Raw genomic sequence first — 16,754 nt, 5'->3', positions numbered from 1 at the left:
AACGACGTTCGCGAAGCGCTTCGACGGCACCGATAGGAGCAGACATGGCCCAAGCCGTGGCGCGGCCGCCGGGAACGGCCCGGCGGCGCGCGGAGAGCCGGCGCGGGGGCGGCCGGCGCGGGGGGTCCCGGCGCCTTCCGTACCTGCTGATCGCCCCCGCGGGGCTGCTGATGCTGGGCTTCATCGCGTACCCGATGCTCAGCGTCTTCTCCTACAGCCTGCGCCACTACAACGTCACCAAGCCCTGGCGCGACGGGTTCGCGGGTCTGGAGAACTTCACCACCCTGCTCACCGACGACCCGCTGTTCTGGGACTCCCTGGCGTTCAGCGCCAAGTGGGTCGTCGTCGAGGTCGGGCTGCAGCTCGCGTTCGGCCTCGCCCTCGCGCTGATCGTCAACCAGACGTTCCTGGGCCGCGCGTTCGCCCGCGCACTGGTCTTCTCGCCCTGGGCCGTCTCCGGCGTCCTCACCACGACGATCTGGATGCTGCTCTACAACCCCGCCACCGGTGTCAGCCGCTACCTCGCCGACGCCGGCATCGGCTCGTACGGCACCTCGGTGCTCTCCGACACCGGCACCGTCTTCTGGGCCGCCGTGCTCGCCGAACTCTGGCGCGGCGTCCCCTTCTTCGCCATCCTCATCCTCGCCGACCTCCAGTCCGTGCCGAAGGACCTCTACGAGGCCGCGGCGGTCGACGGCGCCGGGCGGCTGCGGCAGTTCGTGCACATCACGCTGCCGCATCTGCGGGACGCGATCATCCTGTCGACGCTGCTGCGCGCGGTGTGGGAGTTCAACAACGTCGATCTCCTCTACACCCTCACCGGCGGCGGCCCCGCGGGCGAGACGACCACCCTCCCGCTGTACGTCGCCAACACCGGCATCCACGGCCACGACTTCGGCTACGCCTCGGCCCTGACCACCGTCGCGTTCGTGATCCTCCTCTTCTGCTCGATCCTCTACCTGCGCCTGAGCAAGTTCGGAGGCGACAACCGATGAGCACCGCTCCGACCGCGCTCGCCGCGCCCCCGCGCGCCCGGGGCGCCGCGCCCGCCCCTCCCGCCCGCCGCGGGCGCCGCCGCCGGCGGCGGGCGTACGACGAGGTACCGCGCTGGCAGATCTGGCTCCCGCTCGGGCTCTACCTGCTGTTCACGCTCGTCCCCTTCTACTGGATGCTGCTCTTCGCGCTGCGCCCCGCCGGCTCCACCTCGCTGGTGCCGTGGCCGATGACGTTCGAGCACTTCGACAAGGTGTGGACCGAGCGCAGCTTCGGGACGTTCTTCCAGAACAGCATGCTCGTCGGCGTCGCCACGCTCGTGATGACGACCGGCGTCGCGCTCGCCGGCGGCTACGCGCTGGCCCGCTTCGACTTCCGGATCAAGAAGGCGTTCCTGCTCGGGCTCCTGTGCTCGCAGTTCATCCCCGGGGCCCTGATGCTCGTCCCGCTCTTCGAGATCTTCCGCAGCCTGCAGATGATCAACTCGCTGGGCAGCGTCGTCATCGCCGAGACCGTCTTCCAGCTCCCGCTGTCCCTCATCCTCATCAGCACCTTCATCAAGAACGTGCCGTACGCGCTGGAAGAGGCCGCCTGGGTCGACGGCTGCGGTCGCTTCCGGGCGTTCTGCGCGGTGGTGCTGCCGCTGCTGCGGCCGGGACTGATCGCCGTCGGCTCGTTCGCGTTCGTCCATAGCTGGAACCACTTCCTCTTCGCGCTCATGTTCCTCAGCGAGCAGGACAAGCAGACGATCCCCGTCGGCCTCAACACCCTCATCGGCGCCGACAGCGTGGACCTGGGCGCGCTGGCGGCGGGCGGCGTGATCGCGGCGGTGCCGGTGGTGATCGTCTTCGCGTTCATCCAGCGGTGGCTGATCACCGGCTTCAGCGCGGGGGCGGTGAAGGGATGACCGCCCGCGACCCCCGTACGCCCGTGCCCGTCGTGCTGGCCGGCGCCCGCGGCCACGGGCGGCGGCACCTCGCCAACATCCGCCGGCTGGAGCACGCGGGCCGGGTCCGGCTGGCCGGTATCTGCGAGACGCGCCCGCTGACCGCGGCGGAGTTCGCCGGCGAACCCGTCGCGCAGGACGGCGACTTCGCCGCGCTGCTGGCCCGTACGGGCGCGCGGCTGGCCGTCGTCTCCACCCCGATCCCCACCCACGCGGACCTCGCCGTGGTGGCCGCCGCGTACGGCGTGCACCTGCTGCTGGAGAAGCCGCCCGCGCCGTCGTTCGCGCTCTACGAGCGCATCGAGGCCGCCTGCCGCTCCGCCGGCGCCGCCTGCCAGATCGGCTTCCAGTCCCTCGGCTCGCACGCCCTGCCCGCCGTCCGCGCGCTCGTCGCCGACGGCGCCATCGGCGCGGTACGGGGCATCGGCGCCGCCGGTGCCTGGGTGCGCGACGAGGCGTACTTCCGGCGCGCGCCCTGGACCGGGCGGCGCCGGCTCGACGGCAGCGACGTGGTCGACGGCGTGCTCACCAACCCGCTCGCGCACGCCGTCGCCACCGCGCTCGCCCTCGACGGCACCACGCGGGCCGGCGACGTCACCGGCATCGAGCTGGAGTTGTACCGCGCTTACGCCATCGAGGCCGACGACACCTCCTGCCTGCGGCTGACCACCGCCCGCGGCACCGAGGTCGTCGCCGCCGTCACGCTCTGCGCCGAGCGGGCGGCCGACCCGTACGTGATGGTGCACGGCGTCACCGGCCGGATCACCCTCTGGTACAAGGAGGACCGCGTCCTGCTCCAGCGCGCCGGGCACGGCCCGGAGGAGTTCACGTACCGCAGGACCGACCTCCTCGGCAACCTCCTCGACCACCTCGGCGACGGCACCCCGCTGCTCGCCCCCGTCGCGGACGGCGGCGCGTTCATGCGGGTCGTCGAGGCCGTACGCACCGCTCCCGACCCCGTGCCGCTGCCCGCCACCGCCTGGCGCGCCGCACCCGCGGACGGCGGCGCTCCGGCCGGGCGCCGCGTGGTGCCCGGCATCGACGCGCTCGTCGCCGCCGGCGCCGAGCGGCTGGCCCTCTACTCAGAACTCGGCGCCCCCTGGGCCGCCGGCAGCGAGGTGAGCCACGTATGACCGTCCCCTCCCGTAACCGCACCGGCACCGACGCCGCCACCCTGCTGAGCTGCGCGGGGCGCCGCGTCGGCCGCTACGTCCACCGCCCGCGGCTCGACGCCCGGCTCTCCCCGCGCCCGTACCTCCACCCGCTCACCACCCTGGCCGGGGTGCCGGTCACCGAGCTGATGCCCGGCGACCACCCGCACCACCTCGGCGTCAGCATCGCCGTCCCCGACGTCTCGGGCGCCAACTTCTGGGGCGGGCGCACCTTCGTCCGCGGCCGTGGCCCGGTCGAATTGGCCGACCACGGCGAGCAGCGGCACGCCGGATGGCTGCTGCGCGACCCGGACGGCTTCGTCGAGGAACTGGGCTGGTACGCGGGCGGCGCCGAGGTGCTGCGCGAGCGCCGGGCGGTCGCGGTGGCCCCGGCGGGCGACGGGGCGTGGGCGCTGGGCGTGTCGTTCGCGCTCACCAACGTCTCGGGCGCGCCGGTCTCGTTCGGCAGCCCCGCCACCAACGGCCGCCCCGGCGCGGGCTACGGCGGCTACTTCTGGCGGGCCCCGCGCACGGAGCGCCCGCCGCGGGTCTTCACCGCGACCGCCGAGGGCGAGGAGGCGGTGCACGGGCGGCCCGCGCGCTGGCTGGCGCTCGCCTCGGACGCCTGGACGCTGGTCTTCGCCGGCGCCACCGACGCCACCCGCCGCGACCCCTGGTTCGTCCGTGCCCGGGACTACCCCGGCGTCGGCTCCGCGCTTGCCTGGTCCGCGCGGGTGCCGCTGGCGCCGGGCGCGAGCCTGACGCGGCGGGTCGTCACGGCGGTGGCCGACGGACGGCTGGACCGGACGGCCGCGGCCGCGCTGGCGCGCAGGGCGGTGGCGTGACGGCCCGCCCGTACGCCGCCGTTCCCCCTCCGACTCCGTCCCCCCCCGACCCGTACCCCTCCGACCCGTACCTCCGCCATCCCACCGAAATGAGCCGACACATGACCACGACCACACCACTGAGAGCAGCCGCCGCCGTCTGCCTGGCGGGCGCGCTCACCCTCACCGCGGCCGCCTGCGGCGACGACGGCAGCACCGGCGGCGGCAGCGAGGGGAAGGGCGCGGGCTCGATCACCTTCTGGGACAACAACGGCGGTGTGCGCACGCCGGTGTGGAAGGAGATCATCGCGGACTTCGAGAAGGCGCACCCGGACATCGACGTCGAGTACGTGCCGATCCCGATCAACGACGTGCAGTCCAAGTACGACACCGCCATCGCCGGCGGCGGGCTGCCGGACGTCGGCGGCGTCACCACCTCGTACCTCGCGAACATGGTGGCGCAGGACGCGCTGGAACCCGTCGGCGGCCGGATCGAGGACGGCGGGCTGAAGGGGGTGCTGGCCGAGAGCATGACCGAGAGCGTCCGGGCCGCGGGCGGGCGGGGCGAGGAGATGTACTCCGTGCCGACCTCCGCCAACAACGGCACGCTGTGGTACCGCACGGACCTCTTCGAGGACGCCGGGCTCGCCCCGCCGACCACCTGGGACGCCTTCTACGCCGCCGCCGAGAAGCTGACCGACAAGGAGAACAACGCCTTCGGCTACACCATCCGCGGCGGCGAGGGCTCCATCGCGCAGGCGCTGGACGCGATGTACGGGCAGTCGGGGATCACCGGCTTCTGGGACGGCGAGGAGACGACGGTCAACGCGCCGGAGAACGTCGCGGCGCTGGAGAAGTACGTCGGGCTCTACGGGGAGGTCACGCCCGAGGCGGACGTGAACAACGACTTCGTGAAGATGGTCGCGCAGTTCGACAACGGCGACATCGGGATGCTGAGCCACAACCTCGGCTCGTACCAGGACCATCTCAAGGCCCTGGGCGAGGGCAGCTTCGCGGGCCTGCCGCAGCCGACGGGGCCCGGCGGGAAGCGGGTGCAGGTCTCCAACCCGGTCGACGGCCTGGGGCTGTTCAAGTCGAGCGGCAACAAGGGCGCGGCCTGGAAGTTCATCGAGTTCGCCGCGGCGCACGAGGCCAACAGCACGTGGAACGAGGCGGCGGCGCAGATCCCCGCCAACACGGAGGCGGCCGGGGACCCCTGGGTCAGGGAGTCGGCGCGGGACAACGCCGCCTTCGCGTCGCTGACGGACGGCAGCACGGAGATCGTCCAACTGCCGTACTACCTCCCGGACTGGAACGACATCAGCAAGACGGGGAACGAGCCGGCGTTCCAGAAGGTGCTCCTCGGCGAGATGTCCGCGAAGGAGTTCCTGGACGGGATGGCCGACCAGTTGAACGAGGCCCGGGCGGAGTGGCAGGAGCAGAAGTGATCCCCCGCGGGCCGGCGGCCCGTGCGGCCGCCGGCCCGCCGACACCGACTCTGTGAAGGAGCCGCACATGCGTCACCTGACACGGCACGCGACGGGTGCGCTCGCGTGCTGCGCGGCGCTGCTGGCCACGGCGGCCGGCCCCGCGTACGGGCACGACCCCGCCCGCGGCACCCTCCCCGCGGGCGACGGCTGGGCGTCGGCGGCCGGCGGCACGACCGGCGGTGCCGCGGCGGGCCGGGAGAACGTCCGCACGGTCCGTACCTGGGACGAGTTCCGCGCGGCGCTCGCGGCGGGCGCCGGGGAGCCGCAGATCGTCCGCGTCGCCGGCACGATCGACGCCGGCGCGGCCGGCTGCGCCGCTTACGAGGCCCCCGGCTACGACTTCGACCGCTACCTCGCCGCCTACGACCCCGCCGTCTGGGGCCGCGACACCCCGGTCAGCGGCCCCCAGGAGGACGCCCGCGCCGCCTCCGCCGCCAACCAGGCCGCCGCCATCGAGGCGTACGTCCCCTCCGACACCACCGTCGTCGGCGTCGGCCGCGACGCCGCCATCCGGGGCGCCAGCCTCCGGCTCCAGGACGCCGACAACGTCATCGTCCGCAACCTCACGCTGGAGAGCCCGCTCGACTGCTTCCCCCAGTGGGACCCCACGGACGGCGACCGCGGCGCCTGGAACTCCGAGTACGACGCGGCCGTGGTCCACAACTCCACCCACGTCTGGCTGGACCACAACACCTTCACCGACGGCCGCCACCCCGACAGCTCCCTGCCGCACCATTACGGCGAGCTGTACCAGCGGCACGACGGCGAACTCGACGTCGTGCGCGGCGCGGACCTCGTCACGGTCTCCTGGAACGTCTTCGAGGACCACGCCAAGACCCTGATGATCGGCAACAGCGACGGGGCGGGCGCCACGGACCGCGGCAGGCTGCGGGTGACGCTCCACCACAACCTGTTCCGCGCGGTGGGGGAGCGGGCGCCGCGGGTGCGCTTCGGGCAGGTGGACGCGTACAACAACCACTACGTGATCGCGGCGGAGTCGTACGCGTACTCCTTCGGCATCGGCTTCGAGTCGCGGCTGGTGGCGGAGAAGAACTCCTTCCGGCTGCCGCCGGGGACCGGCGCGGGCCGGATCCTGAAGAAGTGGAGCGAGGCCCCGCTGACGGCGGCCGACAACACCGTCAACGGCGTCCCGACCGACCTCGTCGCGGCCCACAACGCGGCCCACCCGGACGCCCCGCTCCAGCGGGACGCCGGCTGGACCCCGGCGCTGCGCACCCGGGTCGACGATCCGCGGGCGGTGGCGGGCGTGGTGGTGCCGCGGGCGGGAGCGGGCCGGATCGGCTGAGCCGGCCGCGTACGCGGGGCAACGATACGTGCGCGGGCACGCGCCTGTACGCCTCCGCCGCTGAGGTGTAACACAAGCTCAACCTCATCAGGCGGCTCAGCAGGCACAATGCGACCTGCCGTGTGCACGGCAACCGTCCCCGTCGCCGTTCAGGAGCACCACCGTGTCCGAGCAGATTGCCGACAAGTCCCCTTCGCCAGCGCCGGGTTCCGGAGGGCTGGAGAGTTTCTTCCGCATACGTGAGCGCGGGTCCACCGTCGGACGGGAGATACGCGGTGGACTCGCCACGTTCTTCACGATGGCGTACATCCTCGTGCTCAACCCGATCATCCTCAGCGGCGCCGAGGACAAATACGGCAACCAGCTCGACTTCGGTCAACTCGTCACCGTCACCGCCCTCGTCGCCGCCGTGATGACCGTGCTCATGGGGGTGACCGCCAACCTCCCGCTCGCGCTCGCCGCCGGGCTCGGCATCAACGCCGTCGTCGCGTACCAGATCGCCCCGCTCATGACCTGGCCCGACGCGATGGGGCTCATCGTGCTGGAGGGCATCATCGTCTGCCTCCTCGCCGCCACCGGCGTGCGCGAGGCCGTCATGCACGCCATCCCGCAGCCGCTGAAGGTCGCGATCAGCGTGGGCATCGGCATGTTCATCGCCCTCATCGGCTTCATCGACGCCGGCTTCGCCACCCGCATCCCGGACGTCGCCGACACCACCGTCCCGCTGCAGCTCGGCAGCACCGGGTCGCTCAGCGGCTGGCCGGTCCTCGTCTTCTGCGCCGGTGTGCTGCTCACCGTGTCGCTGCTCGCGCGGGGTGTGAAGGGCGCCATCCTCATCAGCATCCTGGCGATGACCGTCGTCGCCATCGTCATCAACTCCGTCGCCGACATCGCCGACGAGGCATGGGGCCTCACCGTCCCGGACTGGCCGGGCGACGTGGTCGAGGCGCCGGACTTCGGGCTGCTCGGGGAGTTCAGCTTCTTCGGCGCGTTCGACGAGGTGAGCGCGGTGACCGTGGTGCTGCTCGTCTTCACCCTCTTCCTCACCGACTTCTTCGACACCATGGGCACGGCGGTCGGCGTCACCAGCGAGGCCGGCCTTCTCGACGAGCAGGGCCGCGTCCCCCGCCTGGGCCGCCTCCTCTTCGTCGACGGCCTCGCCACCGTCTTCGGCGGCGCCGCCTCCGGCTCCTCCAGCACCAGCTACATCGAGTCCGCCGCGGGTGTCGGCGAAGGCGCCCGCACCGGCCTGGCCAACCTCGTCACCGGCGGCCTCTTCGCCCTGGCCCTCCTCTTCACCCCGCTGGCCCTGGTCGTCCCCTCCCAGGCCGCGGCGCCCGCGCTGATCGCGGTCGGCTTCCTGCTGATGACGCAGGTACGCCACGTCGACTGGACCCGCTACGAGATCGCCGTCCCGGCGTTCCTCACGATCGCCGTCATGCCGTTCACGTACTCGATCACCAACGGCCTGGGCGCCGGCTTCATCGCGTACGTGCTCCTCCAGACGGTCATGGGCCGCGCCCGTAAGGTGCACCCGCTGATGTGGGCGGTGTCGGTGCTGTTCGTGGTCTACTTCGCGATCGAGCCGATCGAGGACCTGCTCGGGGTGTGAGGTCGCGGACGCGGACCAGCCGCCCCGGTGGACGGGGACGTCAGCCGTAGTAGGCGACGTCGTCCCAGAAGCCGGTCCGCGGGTCGACGGCGCGCGGGTCCCCGGTTCCGAGCATCCAGCTCTGCAACTGCTTCCGGAGCCGGGTCCTCACCGCGGCATATCCGGGACGGTCCGCGAGGTCGTCGAGACTGTGCGGATCGGATGCGAGGTCGTACAGCTCCTCCTTCGGACGCTTGCCGGTGGCCAGCCGGAATGCCCGCGCGAATTCCGGCCGGTGCCGGTTCTCCAGGAGCTGTGTCTTGGTGGGGCCCGCGTCGATATCGCCGAAGACCCCCTGCAGGCCCAGGTCGAAGTCCGGATCGCCGGCGGGCCAGCGCTCCGGGAAGAAGTTGCGGATGTACAGCCACCTGTCCGTACGTAGTGCGCGGACGGGGTAGGCGAGGTTCCCCTCCCGGGCCCTGGCGTGTCGCTCGCGCTCGACGACGACGAACTCGCGCGGAGCAGCCGTGCCCGAGAGGGCCGGCAGCAGCGACTGCCCGGTCATCGCCGCCGGTACGGGCAGCCCGGCGGCGTGGAGGAAGGTGGGAGCGAGATCGCTCAGCACCGTCAGGCGATCGATCACCGTGCCAGGGGTGGCCCGGCCCGGCCAGCGGATCGCGAGCGGCACGCGGGTGCCGGCGTCGTAGGTGTTGGCCTTGGCCCGTGGCCAGGGCCAGCCGTGGTCTCCGGTCATCACCACGAGGGTGTTCCCGGCGAGCCCACGCTCGTCCAGGAGCCGCAGGGCATCGCCGACCTCGCGGTCGAAGCGCTCCACCTCGGCCAGGTAGTTGACGACGTCGGCGCGGACCTCCGGCGTGTCCGGGAGATACGGCGGGACGTCCACGGAGGCCGGGTCGATGCCGGACTGCTCGCCCAGCGCGGGGTCGTACGGCCGGTGGGGATCGGAGGAGCCCAGCCAGAAGCAGAACGGCGTCCGCTCCGGCTGCTGGTCGAGGAACTCGCCGAATGACGGGAAGCCCGGGCCCGCCGGGTCGTGCGGCCACTGCGGAAACACGCCGGGGCCGTAGCCCTTGCGTATGCGCCCGACACGGTATCCCGTCTGCTCGAGGAGGGCCGGGTACACGTCGAACGTGGCCGGGAGTTCGGACCACAGGTTCGCTCCCGCCCCGAGGCGGTGGGGTGCCTGGCCGGTGAGGAGCGCGTTCCGTGACGGCGTACACGAGGGGGCCGCGCAGAAGGCGTGGGTGAACAACGCGCCTTCTGCGGCGAGCCGGTCGAACGTCGGCGTCCGCGCGGCCCGGGATCCGTAGGCGCCGGCGTCCGGGTAGCCCCAGTCGTCGGCGATCGCGAGGAGGACGTTGACCGGTGGGTCCGGTTCGCCGCTCGCCGCCCGGGCCGGCGTGCCCAGCGCCAGCGCACCGGTGATTCCGGCGAGCCCGGACATCCCGGAGATCAGCATCGTGCGCCTGCGTATGTCCTTGCCGTCCGGGTGGCGTGAACTCATCGAAGAACCTCCGCTCCGGTCGCCGTCCGTCCGCCATCGGCCGCGTCGTCAGCGCACCGGCTCCACACCGCCGTGAGCCGCAGGAGCGGTGAGCCCGGCATCCGTCACGTGCCGCGCGCCACGCCCAGCATGCCCTCAACCGGTCTGCGGAAACGCCTCGCGGAGCCAGCACAGGCCGCGCGAAAATGCGTTGACGTTCCTCCGGCGGCGGGCAACCATCGCCGCTCATGCTGCAAAGTGAGATCTGGGACGACCAAGCCGCTCAGCGTTACGACACCCCCGGGACCGGCATGTTCGCACCGGAGGTGCTGGGGCCCACGGTGGACCGCCTGGTGGAGCTCGCCGGGGGCGGGCGGGCGCTGGAGTTCGCCATCGGGACGGGGCGAGTGGCGGTGCCACTCGCCGAGCGCGGGGTCCCGGTCAGCGGCATCGAGCTGTCGGAGCCGATGATCGACCGGCTTCGCACCAAAGCGGACGAGGCGGCCATCCCGGTCGTCGTCGGTGACATGGCGACCGCGCGGGTCCCGGGCGAGTTCCAGCTCGTCTACCTCGTCTTCAACACCATCTCCAACCTGCTCACGCAGGCCGGGCAGGTTGCCTGCTTCCGGAACGCCGCACGCCACCTTGCACCGGGCGGGCGGTTCGTCGTCGAGCTGTGGGTCCCCGAACTCCGCAAGCTGACGCCGGGTCAGCAGGCCGTGGTCTGGGAGTCGACGACCGGCTATATCGGGCTCGACACCTACGACGTCCTGCGCCAGCAGGTCGTCTCGCACCACTTCCGGTTCGATGCGGGAGCCGGCCACGAGGCCCGGTTGTTCCGCAGCCCTCACCGGTACATCTGGCCGGCCGAACTCGACCTGATGGCCGAGCTGGCCGGCATGACGCTGGAATCCAGGCACGCCGACTGGGCGGGAGGGGAATTCACCGCGGAGTCGCGTTCCCACGTCTCCGTCTACCGGACGGCCGGCCCGCACTGACCGGCCACGTCTCCTGCCGGCGGGTTCTCGGCGCGTGCCGAGCAGGCAGCCCACGCTCGTACGAGCGGCCCGGTCGGGCCGTGGGGAAGGCAGAACGTCATGCGTGCGGTCCGGTATCACGAGTACGGCGGTGTTCTGAGGTCCGGCGCGCTCAGCCCGGGGTGACGAAGCCCGACTCGTAGGCGGCGATCACCGCCTGCGTACGGTCCCGGGCGCCCATCTTGGCGAGCACCGCGGCGACATGCGACTTCACCGTCGCCGCGCCGATGTCCAGCCGGGCGGCGATCTCCGCGTTCGTCAGCCCCCGCGCCATCAGCCGCAGCACGTCGGCCTCGCGGTCGGTGAGCCGGGCGCGGAGCGCGGTGGTGCGGCGGGTCCTGGCGTGCGCGGCGGCCAGGGCGCGGACGGCGGCGGGGTAGAGGAGCGAGTCGGTGCGGGCCACGAGGCGTACGGCCTGGACCAGGTCGGCGGCGCCCGCGCGCTTGAGGAGGAAGCCGGCGGCGCCGGCGCGGAGGGCGTCGTAGACGTACGAGTCGTTCTCGAAGGTCGTGACGACGATGATGCGGGGCGGGACGGGCATCGTGCGCAGGAGTTGTTCGGTGGCGCGGATGCCGTCGATCTCCGGCATGCGTACGTCCATGAGCACGACGTCGGGCTCCAGGCGGCGTACGACGGAGACCGCCTCGGCGCCGGTGGCGGCTTCGCCGACGACCGCCAGGTCGTCCTCGGCGGAGAGGATGGCCCGGAGCGCGGTGCGCACCATGCGCTCGTCGTCCGCGAGGACGATGCGGAGCGGAGGCGGACCCGGCTGCGCGGCGGCGGTGTGCGGCTCACCGGCCCCGGAGCGTAGCGCTCGCGGCGGCTCTTCGGCGTTCTCCCGCGGCTCGTTCACAGCGGGAGCCTCGCCGTCAGCCGCCAGCCCCGCTCGTACGGGCCCGCCTCCGCGGCGCCGCCGAGCAGCCGCGCGCGTTCGGCGATCCCGCGCAGCCCCCGGCCCCCGCGCGCGGCGGCAGCCGTCCCGTGCGCCGTCTCCGGTACATCGTTCTCCAGCACGATCCCCAACTCTCCGTCCGCCACCGTGATCCGCAGCCGTACCGGCACCGGGCCCGCGTGCCGCAGCACGTTCCCCAGCCCCTCCTGGACGATCCGGTACGCCTCCCGCGACACCGGCCCCGGCAGCGCCGCCGTATCCGCGGCCACGTCCACCCGCACCGCCGCCCCCGCCGCCCGGGTGCGCGCCAGCAGCGCGTCCAGATCGCGGGCCAGGTCCGGCGCGGGCGCGTGGCCGGAGCCGGAGCCGGGGGCGGGGCCGGGGCCGGGGGCGGGGCCGGGGTACGGACCGGCGGCGGCGTCCTCCTGCCGCAGCAGCCCCAGCACCGTGTCCAGTTCCGCGACCGCCGAGCGGGTCGTGCCCTCGATCGCCGCCAGCGCCTCCCGTACGAACTCCGGGTCCCGGTCGAAGACCCGCCGCGCCGCGCTCGCCTGCAACGTCACCGCGCTCAGGGCATGGCCGACCGAGTCGTGCAGCTCCCGCGCCAGGCGGTTGCGGCGGGCCAGGTCGGCGGCGCGCTCCTCGGCAGCGGCGAGCCGGTCGGCGGGGGTGGGGCCGAGGAGCGCGGGGGCGGCGCGGGCCAGCAGCAGTCCGGCGGCGGCCGCGGCGGCGGTGAGCGCGGCCAGCAGCGCGAGGCCGAGCGGCGGGGCGAGCCACGCGGGCACCGCGAGCAGCCCCCAGTCCCGCTCGCGCAACTCCCTCCAGAACGGCGTCGCGAGCAGCACCGCCGCCATCGGCGGCACCGCCAGCGTCGCCCCGCTGACCAGCGCCCCCAGCCCCACGTGCAGCGTGAACCACCCCGCCGTCCGCCGCCGCGCCGCCCACGAGCGGTCCCGCCCGGCGGGCGGCAGCCCGCCCGGCACCCGGCACAGCGCCTGCGCGGCGGAGGTCTCCAGCGTCCGCACCATCGGGAACGCCAGCGGCGTCGCCGCCACCAGGGGCAGGGCCAGCAGGTACGCCACGACTTGCCAGCCCAGGCTGCGGAAGGTGTCGACGTCGTGGTCCGCGACCTGGAGTGCCACGCTGACCAGCAGGAAGTACGGCATGAGCAGCGCCCCGCCGAGCAGCAGATGGGCCCAGCGAAGCCGTATGGCCCCCGCGGACACGGATCAGCCCCGCCCGCGCGGCGGCGAGCCCGCGGGTACCGGGCCCCGCGCGGGGCCGGTGGGACCGGTGGGGAAGCCGGGCACCGCGAGGGGCCGCGGCCCGGTGCCTCCGGCGGACGCCGCGCGGCCGGCGGGCCGCGGGCCGCCCGCGGATACCGCCGCCGCGCGCTCCGCGAGGAACGTGGCGCCCACCGCGAGGACCAGCAGGCCGGTGATCATGCCGCCAGCGTAGGCGAGGTTCATCGGCTGGGTCGGCTGCCTGTCGCCCCGCACCGGGTTCTCCGTGACCAGCGACGCGAGCAGCATCCAGCCGCTCCACGCCGCCAGCGCCGCCCCGCCGGTCCAGCCCAGCGCCGCGGCCGTCGCCAGCCGGGTGCGCGGGCGCGGGCGATGGGCGACGAGGACGACGCCCGCGGCGGCGGCCAGCGCGAAGGCGACCTGGATCGCCTCGTTCACGCGGAGGTTCGCGGAGCGCTGCCCGACGAGGTGGCCGGACAGGCCCGCCGTCGACCCCAGCGCCCAGCTCAGGTGCAGCCCCGCGACCAGCAGCGCGACGACCGCGGCCAGCACCGCGAGCACGCGCTGCGCCGGCCCGGTGGGCGACGGGGGCAGGCCGGCGAGCCGGCCGCGGAGCAAGTGGCCCCAGCGGTCGCGTACGTACAGCGCGAAGAGCCAGCCGAGCGCCAGCGCCTGCACGCCGAAGCCGGTGTACACGACGGTGAAGACCCACTCGTCCAGGAACGGCTCCCCGTCGTCCGCCCCGGCGCCCCCGCCGCCGAAGAGGGCGATCACCGCCTGCAGCGGGAAGCCCACCACGATCGGTGCGAGCAGCCCGGTGGCGGCCCACAGCGGCAGCGCGACCAGCCACGCCGGGATCCGGCGGCCCCACGGCCGCGTCAGCGCGAAGGCCAGCACGATGACGGCCGCGTCCATGAGGACCGTGAGGGAGTTGACAGCGGCCATGGTGCCGCGCTTCTCCAGCAGTTCGCTGCCCGCCGGGATGCCGACCGTGCTGCCGGCGATCCATGCGGTCTTCAGCGACAGGTACGGCAGGCAGGCGACGGCGGCGACGAGGCGCAGCGCGCGGACGGTGCGTGAGGGGTGCGGGTCGGTGACGTCCATGCGTTCACGTTCCCGTGAGGCGTCCGTCCCGTACGTCGCCCGCGCCGACGATCCGCCTCCGCCGCGCGGCGGAGACGCTTCCGCCGCCGGGTCATACGCCCGGGGGGCGGGCAGGATCAGAGGTGCCGCGTCGCCAGCGTCAGCCGGTCGCGCGCGTCGAGCAGCGCGTCGCGGATCCCCTGCTCGTGCGCCGGTGTCAGCCGCGCCACCGGCACCGAGCAACTGATCGCGTCCCGCGCCGGGGTCCGGTACGGGACCGCGACCCCCACGCAGCGCAGCCCCAGCGTCGACTCCTCCCGGTCCAGGGCGTATCCGCGCTCGCGCACCCCGTGCAGTTCCTCGATCAGCCGCTCCCGGTCCGTGACCGTGTGCTCGGTGAGCGGCGCCAGCGACTCGGGCAGCAGCTTGCGGATCTCCTCGTCGGGGTACGTCGCGAGCAGCGCCTTGCCCAGCGCCGTCGCGTGCGCCGGGAGCCGGCGGCCGACGCGGGTGAACGGCCGCAGGTAGTGCTGGGACTGGCGGGTGGCGAGGTAGACGATGTTCACGCCGTCCAGCCGCGCCAGGTGGATCGTCTCCGTCGTGTCGTCGGCGAGCCGGTCGAGGGTGGGCCGGGCGGCGGCCACGACCTCGTCGCCGTCGATGTACGACGTGCCGACGAGCAGCGCCCGCACCCCGATCCCGTACCGTGTGCCGGTCGCGTCGGTCTCCACCCAGCCCAGCTCCGTGAGCGTGCGAAGGAGCATGTAGAGGCTGGACTTGGGGTAGCCGACGGCATGCTGGACGTCACCGAGGCTGTGCATTCCGGGTCTGGCCGCGAAATACTCGAGAAGTTCCACGGTGCGGACGGCAGACTTGACCTGTCCACCCCCACCGGCGTCGGCGACCCCCATGGCGCTTGACCTCTCTGCTGCCGCAGCGATAAAAGTCCAAGAAAAATTCATGTATAGAGACGGCGTTCAGAATACCGAACCAACGGTATCGTCGGTCACCGTCCGCCATGTGTGCAAGAGGAACGGAGACATCTCAGTTGTCCGCACCAGTCTGGAGCGTCGATCCCCGCACCGGTAACCGCCGGGAGCAGGTCGCCACCGAGGCGACCGCCGAGGAGGTCGACAAGACCGTACGCGCCGCGCACGCCGCCGCCCCGGCGCTCGCCGAACGCGCGCAGCGCGCCCGGTTGTTGCGGGCCGCGGCCGACCTCTTCGACCAGCACGTCGACAAGGTCGTCGAGTGCGCCGACGCCGAAACCGCCCTCGGGCCCGGCCGGCTCAGCGGCGAACTCACCCGCACGACCTACCAGTTGCGCGCCTTCGCCGACATCGCCGAGGCCGGCGACTTCCTCGACGTGCGCATCGACCACGCCGACGCCTCCCTCGCCCCGCCACGGCCCGACCTGCGCCGCTGGAAGGTGCCGCTCGGCGTCGTCGCCGTCTACTCCGCCTCGAACTTCCCGCTCGCCTTCTCCGTCCCCGGCGGTGACACCGCCAGCGCGCTCGCCGCCGGCTGCCCGGTCGTGGTCAAGGCCCACCCCGACCACCCGGGCACCTCCGAGCTGTCCGCGGCGCTGCTGCACCGCGCGGCCGAGCAGGCGGGGCTGCCGCAGGAGGTCGTCTCCGTCGTGCACGGCTTCGACGCGGGCGTGGAGCTGGTACGCCATCCCGTCGTCGCCGCCGCCGGGTTCACCGGCTCGGTGCGCGGCGGGCGGGCCCTCTTCGACGCCGCGGCGGCCCGCCCCCGGCCCATCCCGTTCCACGGCGAGCTGGGCAGCCTCAACCCCGTCGTCGTCAGCGCGGCTGCCGCCGCCGAGCGCGCCGAGGAGATCGGCGCGGGCCTCGCGGGGTCGATGACGCTGGGCGTCGGGCAGTTCTGCACCAAGCCCGGCCTGGTGCTGGTGCCGGCGGGCGAGGCCGGCGACCGGCTCGTCACCTCGCTCACGGCGGCGGTCAGCGACACCGAGCCGGGCGTGATGCTCGACCCGCGGATGCGGGAGGCGTTCATCGCGGGCGTACGGGAACGGGCGGAGCTGCCCGGCGTGGAGAGCCCCGTGACGCCGGGCGCGAACGGCGAGCACACCGTCAGCGGCGGCTTCCTCACCGTCGACGCCGAACGCCTCGCGGGCGGCGGGGAGTACGGGCTGCTGACGGAGGAGTGCTTCGGGCCCGTCACCGTCATCGTGCGGTACGAGGACGTGCCGCAGGTCTCCGCGGTGCTGGCCGGGCTGCCGGGCAACCTCACGGCGACCGCGCACCTGGGCGCGGCGGAGGCCGGGGACGCGGACGCCGGGGACGGCGGCGCGGCACGGCTGCTCGCCGAACTGACGCCGCTCGCCGGGCGGATCCTCGTCGACGGCTGGCCCACGGGTGTCGCCGTCGCCCCCGCGCAGCACCACGGCGGCCCCTACCCGGCGACGACGTCGACCTCGACGTCCGTCGGCGGCACGGCGATCGAGCGCTGGCTGCGCCCGGTGACGTACCAGAACGCGCCCCAGGCGCTGCTCCCCGCCGAGCTGCGCGAGGACAACCCGGCAGGCGTGCCCCGCACGGTGGACGGCGTCCGGGAGAACTGACGCGCGGGGCGGGCGGCGGCGGTTCGAACGCCGCCGCCGCCGTCGCCCGTACGGGTGGCACGAGGCGCCGCACCCCCGTCCCGTCCCGCAGGATGGCTCCCCGGGA

14 protein-coding genes are annotated in these 16,754 nt (G+C 73.7%); 9 read left to right on the top strand and 5 right to left on the bottom strand.

Annotation, left to right across the window (positions count from 1 at the left end; translation table 11 throughout):
- Positions 1-44 precede the first annotated feature (44 nt).
- The 7 genes from DMB38_RS05690 (at position 45) to DMB38_RS05660 (ending at position 8,322) form a co-directional block, all read left to right on the top strand.
- Positions 45-995, top strand: a complete 951-nt coding sequence (locus DMB38_RS05690) for a sugar ABC transporter permease (protein WP_047015093.1) — start codon at positions 45-47, stop codon at positions 993-995.
- Complete coding sequence (locus tag DMB38_RS05685) at positions 992-1,900, top strand: carbohydrate ABC transporter permease (protein WP_125934217.1); 909 nt, start codon at positions 992-994, stop codon at positions 1,898-1,900. The genes DMB38_RS05690 and DMB38_RS05685 overlap by 4 nt, the downstream gene beginning before the upstream one ends.
- Positions 1,897-3,072 carry a Gfo/Idh/MocA family oxidoreductase gene (locus DMB38_RS05680; protein ID WP_125934216.1) on the top strand — a complete coding sequence of 392 codons (1,176 nt, stop codon included), beginning with the start codon at positions 1,897-1,899 and terminating at the stop codon, positions 3,070-3,072. Before DMB38_RS05685 ends, DMB38_RS05680 begins: the two co-directional genes overlap by 4 nt.
- On the top strand, positions 3,069-3,935 hold the full coding sequence (locus DMB38_RS05675; RefSeq protein ID WP_125934215.1) for a PmoA family protein: 867 nt from the start codon (positions 3,069-3,071) through the stop codon (positions 3,933-3,935). Before DMB38_RS05680 ends, DMB38_RS05675 begins: the two co-directional genes overlap by 4 nt.
- A gap of 101 nt (positions 3,936-4,036) precedes the next feature.
- The gene (locus DMB38_RS05670) at positions 4,037-5,362 is read left to right on the top strand and encodes a sugar ABC transporter substrate-binding protein (RefSeq protein WP_125934214.1); all 1,326 of its coding nucleotides are present in this window, start codon (positions 4,037-4,039) and stop codon (positions 5,360-5,362) included.
- Between the two features lie 67 nt (positions 5,363-5,429).
- Positions 5,430-6,710: a polysaccharide lyase family 1 protein gene (locus DMB38_RS05665; protein ID WP_125934213.1), complete on the top strand. Its 1,281-nt coding sequence runs from the start codon at positions 5,430-5,432 to the stop codon at positions 6,708-6,710.
- Between the two features lie 163 nt (positions 6,711-6,873).
- Positions 6,874-8,322 carry an NCS2 family permease gene (locus DMB38_RS05660; protein WP_125934212.1) on the top strand — a complete coding sequence of 483 codons (1,449 nt, stop codon included), beginning with the start codon at positions 6,874-6,876 and terminating at the stop codon, positions 8,320-8,322.
- Positions 8,323-8,362: 40 nt separating this feature from the next.
- Here DMB38_RS05660 and DMB38_RS05655 read toward each other — a convergent pair whose 3' ends face one another.
- Complete coding sequence (locus DMB38_RS05655) at positions 8,363-9,826, bottom strand: sulfatase (RefSeq protein ID WP_240661996.1); 1,464 nt, start codon at positions 9,824-9,826, stop codon at positions 8,363-8,365.
- Between the two features lie 227 nt (positions 9,827-10,053).
- Between DMB38_RS05655 and DMB38_RS05650 the strand changes: the two genes are divergently transcribed.
- Positions 10,054-10,803: a class I SAM-dependent methyltransferase gene (locus DMB38_RS05650; protein ID WP_125934211.1), complete on the top strand. Its 750-nt coding sequence runs from the start codon at positions 10,054-10,056 to the stop codon at positions 10,801-10,803.
- A 151-nt stretch (positions 10,804-10,954) separates the two neighbouring features.
- Here DMB38_RS05650 and DMB38_RS05645 read toward each other — a convergent pair whose 3' ends face one another.
- The 4 genes from DMB38_RS05645 to DMB38_RS05630 form a co-directional block, all read right to left on the bottom strand.
- Positions 10,955-11,590: a response regulator transcription factor gene (locus tag DMB38_RS05645; RefSeq protein WP_125938830.1), complete on the bottom strand. Its 636-nt coding sequence runs from the start codon at positions 11,588-11,590 to the stop codon at positions 10,955-10,957.
- Between the two features lie 101 nt (positions 11,591-11,691).
- A complete protein-coding gene (locus DMB38_RS05640; protein ID WP_125934210.1) occupies positions 11,692-12,960 on the bottom strand; it encodes a histidine kinase in 1,269 nt (422 codons plus the stop codon).
- Positions 12,961-12,963: 3 nt separating this feature from the next.
- A complete protein-coding gene (locus tag DMB38_RS05635; protein WP_240661995.1) occupies positions 12,964-14,082 on the bottom strand; it encodes a hypothetical protein in 1,119 nt (372 codons plus the stop codon).
- A gap of 116 nt (positions 14,083-14,198) precedes the next feature.
- Positions 14,199-14,972 (bottom strand): IclR family transcriptional regulator, encoded by a 774-nt coding sequence (locus DMB38_RS05630; protein ID WP_125934209.1) that lies wholly within the window; start codon positions 14,970-14,972, stop codon positions 14,199-14,201.
- Positions 14,973-15,109: 137 nt separating this feature from the next.
- Here DMB38_RS05630 and DMB38_RS05625 point away from each other — a divergent pair, with 137 nt between their 5' ends.
- Positions 15,110-16,648: an aldehyde dehydrogenase (NADP(+)) gene (locus tag DMB38_RS05625; RefSeq protein WP_240661994.1), complete on the top strand. Its 1,539-nt coding sequence runs from the start codon at positions 15,110-15,112 to the stop codon at positions 16,646-16,648.
- The last annotated feature ends 106 nt before the right edge of the window (positions 16,649-16,754 follow it).

This window comes from Streptomyces sp. WAC 06738 (genome assembly GCF_003945505.1).
Taxonomy (GTDB): Bacteria; Actinomycetota; Actinomycetes; order Streptomycetales; family Streptomycetaceae; genus Streptomyces.
Note: the sequence above shows the minus strand (reverse complement) of the source record. Positions and strands in the feature narration are given on the sequence as shown.

Coding starts and splice junctions, on each gene's coding strand:
- DMB38_RS05665 (WP_125934213.1), top strand. CDS start 5,430: ATGCGTCACCTGACACGGCACGCGACGGGTGCGCTCGCGTGCTGCGCG.
- DMB38_RS05685 (WP_125934217.1), top strand. CDS start 992: ATGAGCACCGCTCCGACCGCGCTCGCCGCGCCCCCGCGCGCCCGGGGC.
- DMB38_RS05635 (WP_240661995.1), bottom strand. CDS start 14,082: ATGGACGTCACCGACCCGCACCCCTCACGCACCGTCCGCGCGCTGCGC.
- DMB38_RS05655 (WP_240661996.1), bottom strand. CDS start 9,826: ATGAGTTCACGCCACCCGGACGGCAAGGACATACGCAGGCGCACGATG.
- DMB38_RS05680 (WP_125934216.1), top strand. CDS start 1,897: ATGACCGCCCGCGACCCCCGTACGCCCGTGCCCGTCGTGCTGGCCGGC.
- DMB38_RS05650 (WP_125934211.1), top strand. CDS start 10,054: ATGCTGCAAAGTGAGATCTGGGACGACCAAGCCGCTCAGCGTTACGAC.
- DMB38_RS05630 (WP_125934209.1), bottom strand. CDS start 14,972: ATGGGGGTCGCCGACGCCGGTGGGGGTGGACAGGTCAAGTCTGCCGTC.
- DMB38_RS05670 (WP_125934214.1), top strand. CDS start 4,037: ATGACCACGACCACACCACTGAGAGCAGCCGCCGCCGTCTGCCTGGCG.
- DMB38_RS05675 (WP_125934215.1), top strand. CDS start 3,069: ATGACCGTCCCCTCCCGTAACCGCACCGGCACCGACGCCGCCACCCTG.
- DMB38_RS05690 (WP_047015093.1), top strand. CDS start 45: ATGGCCCAAGCCGTGGCGCGGCCGCCGGGAACGGCCCGGCGGCGCGCG.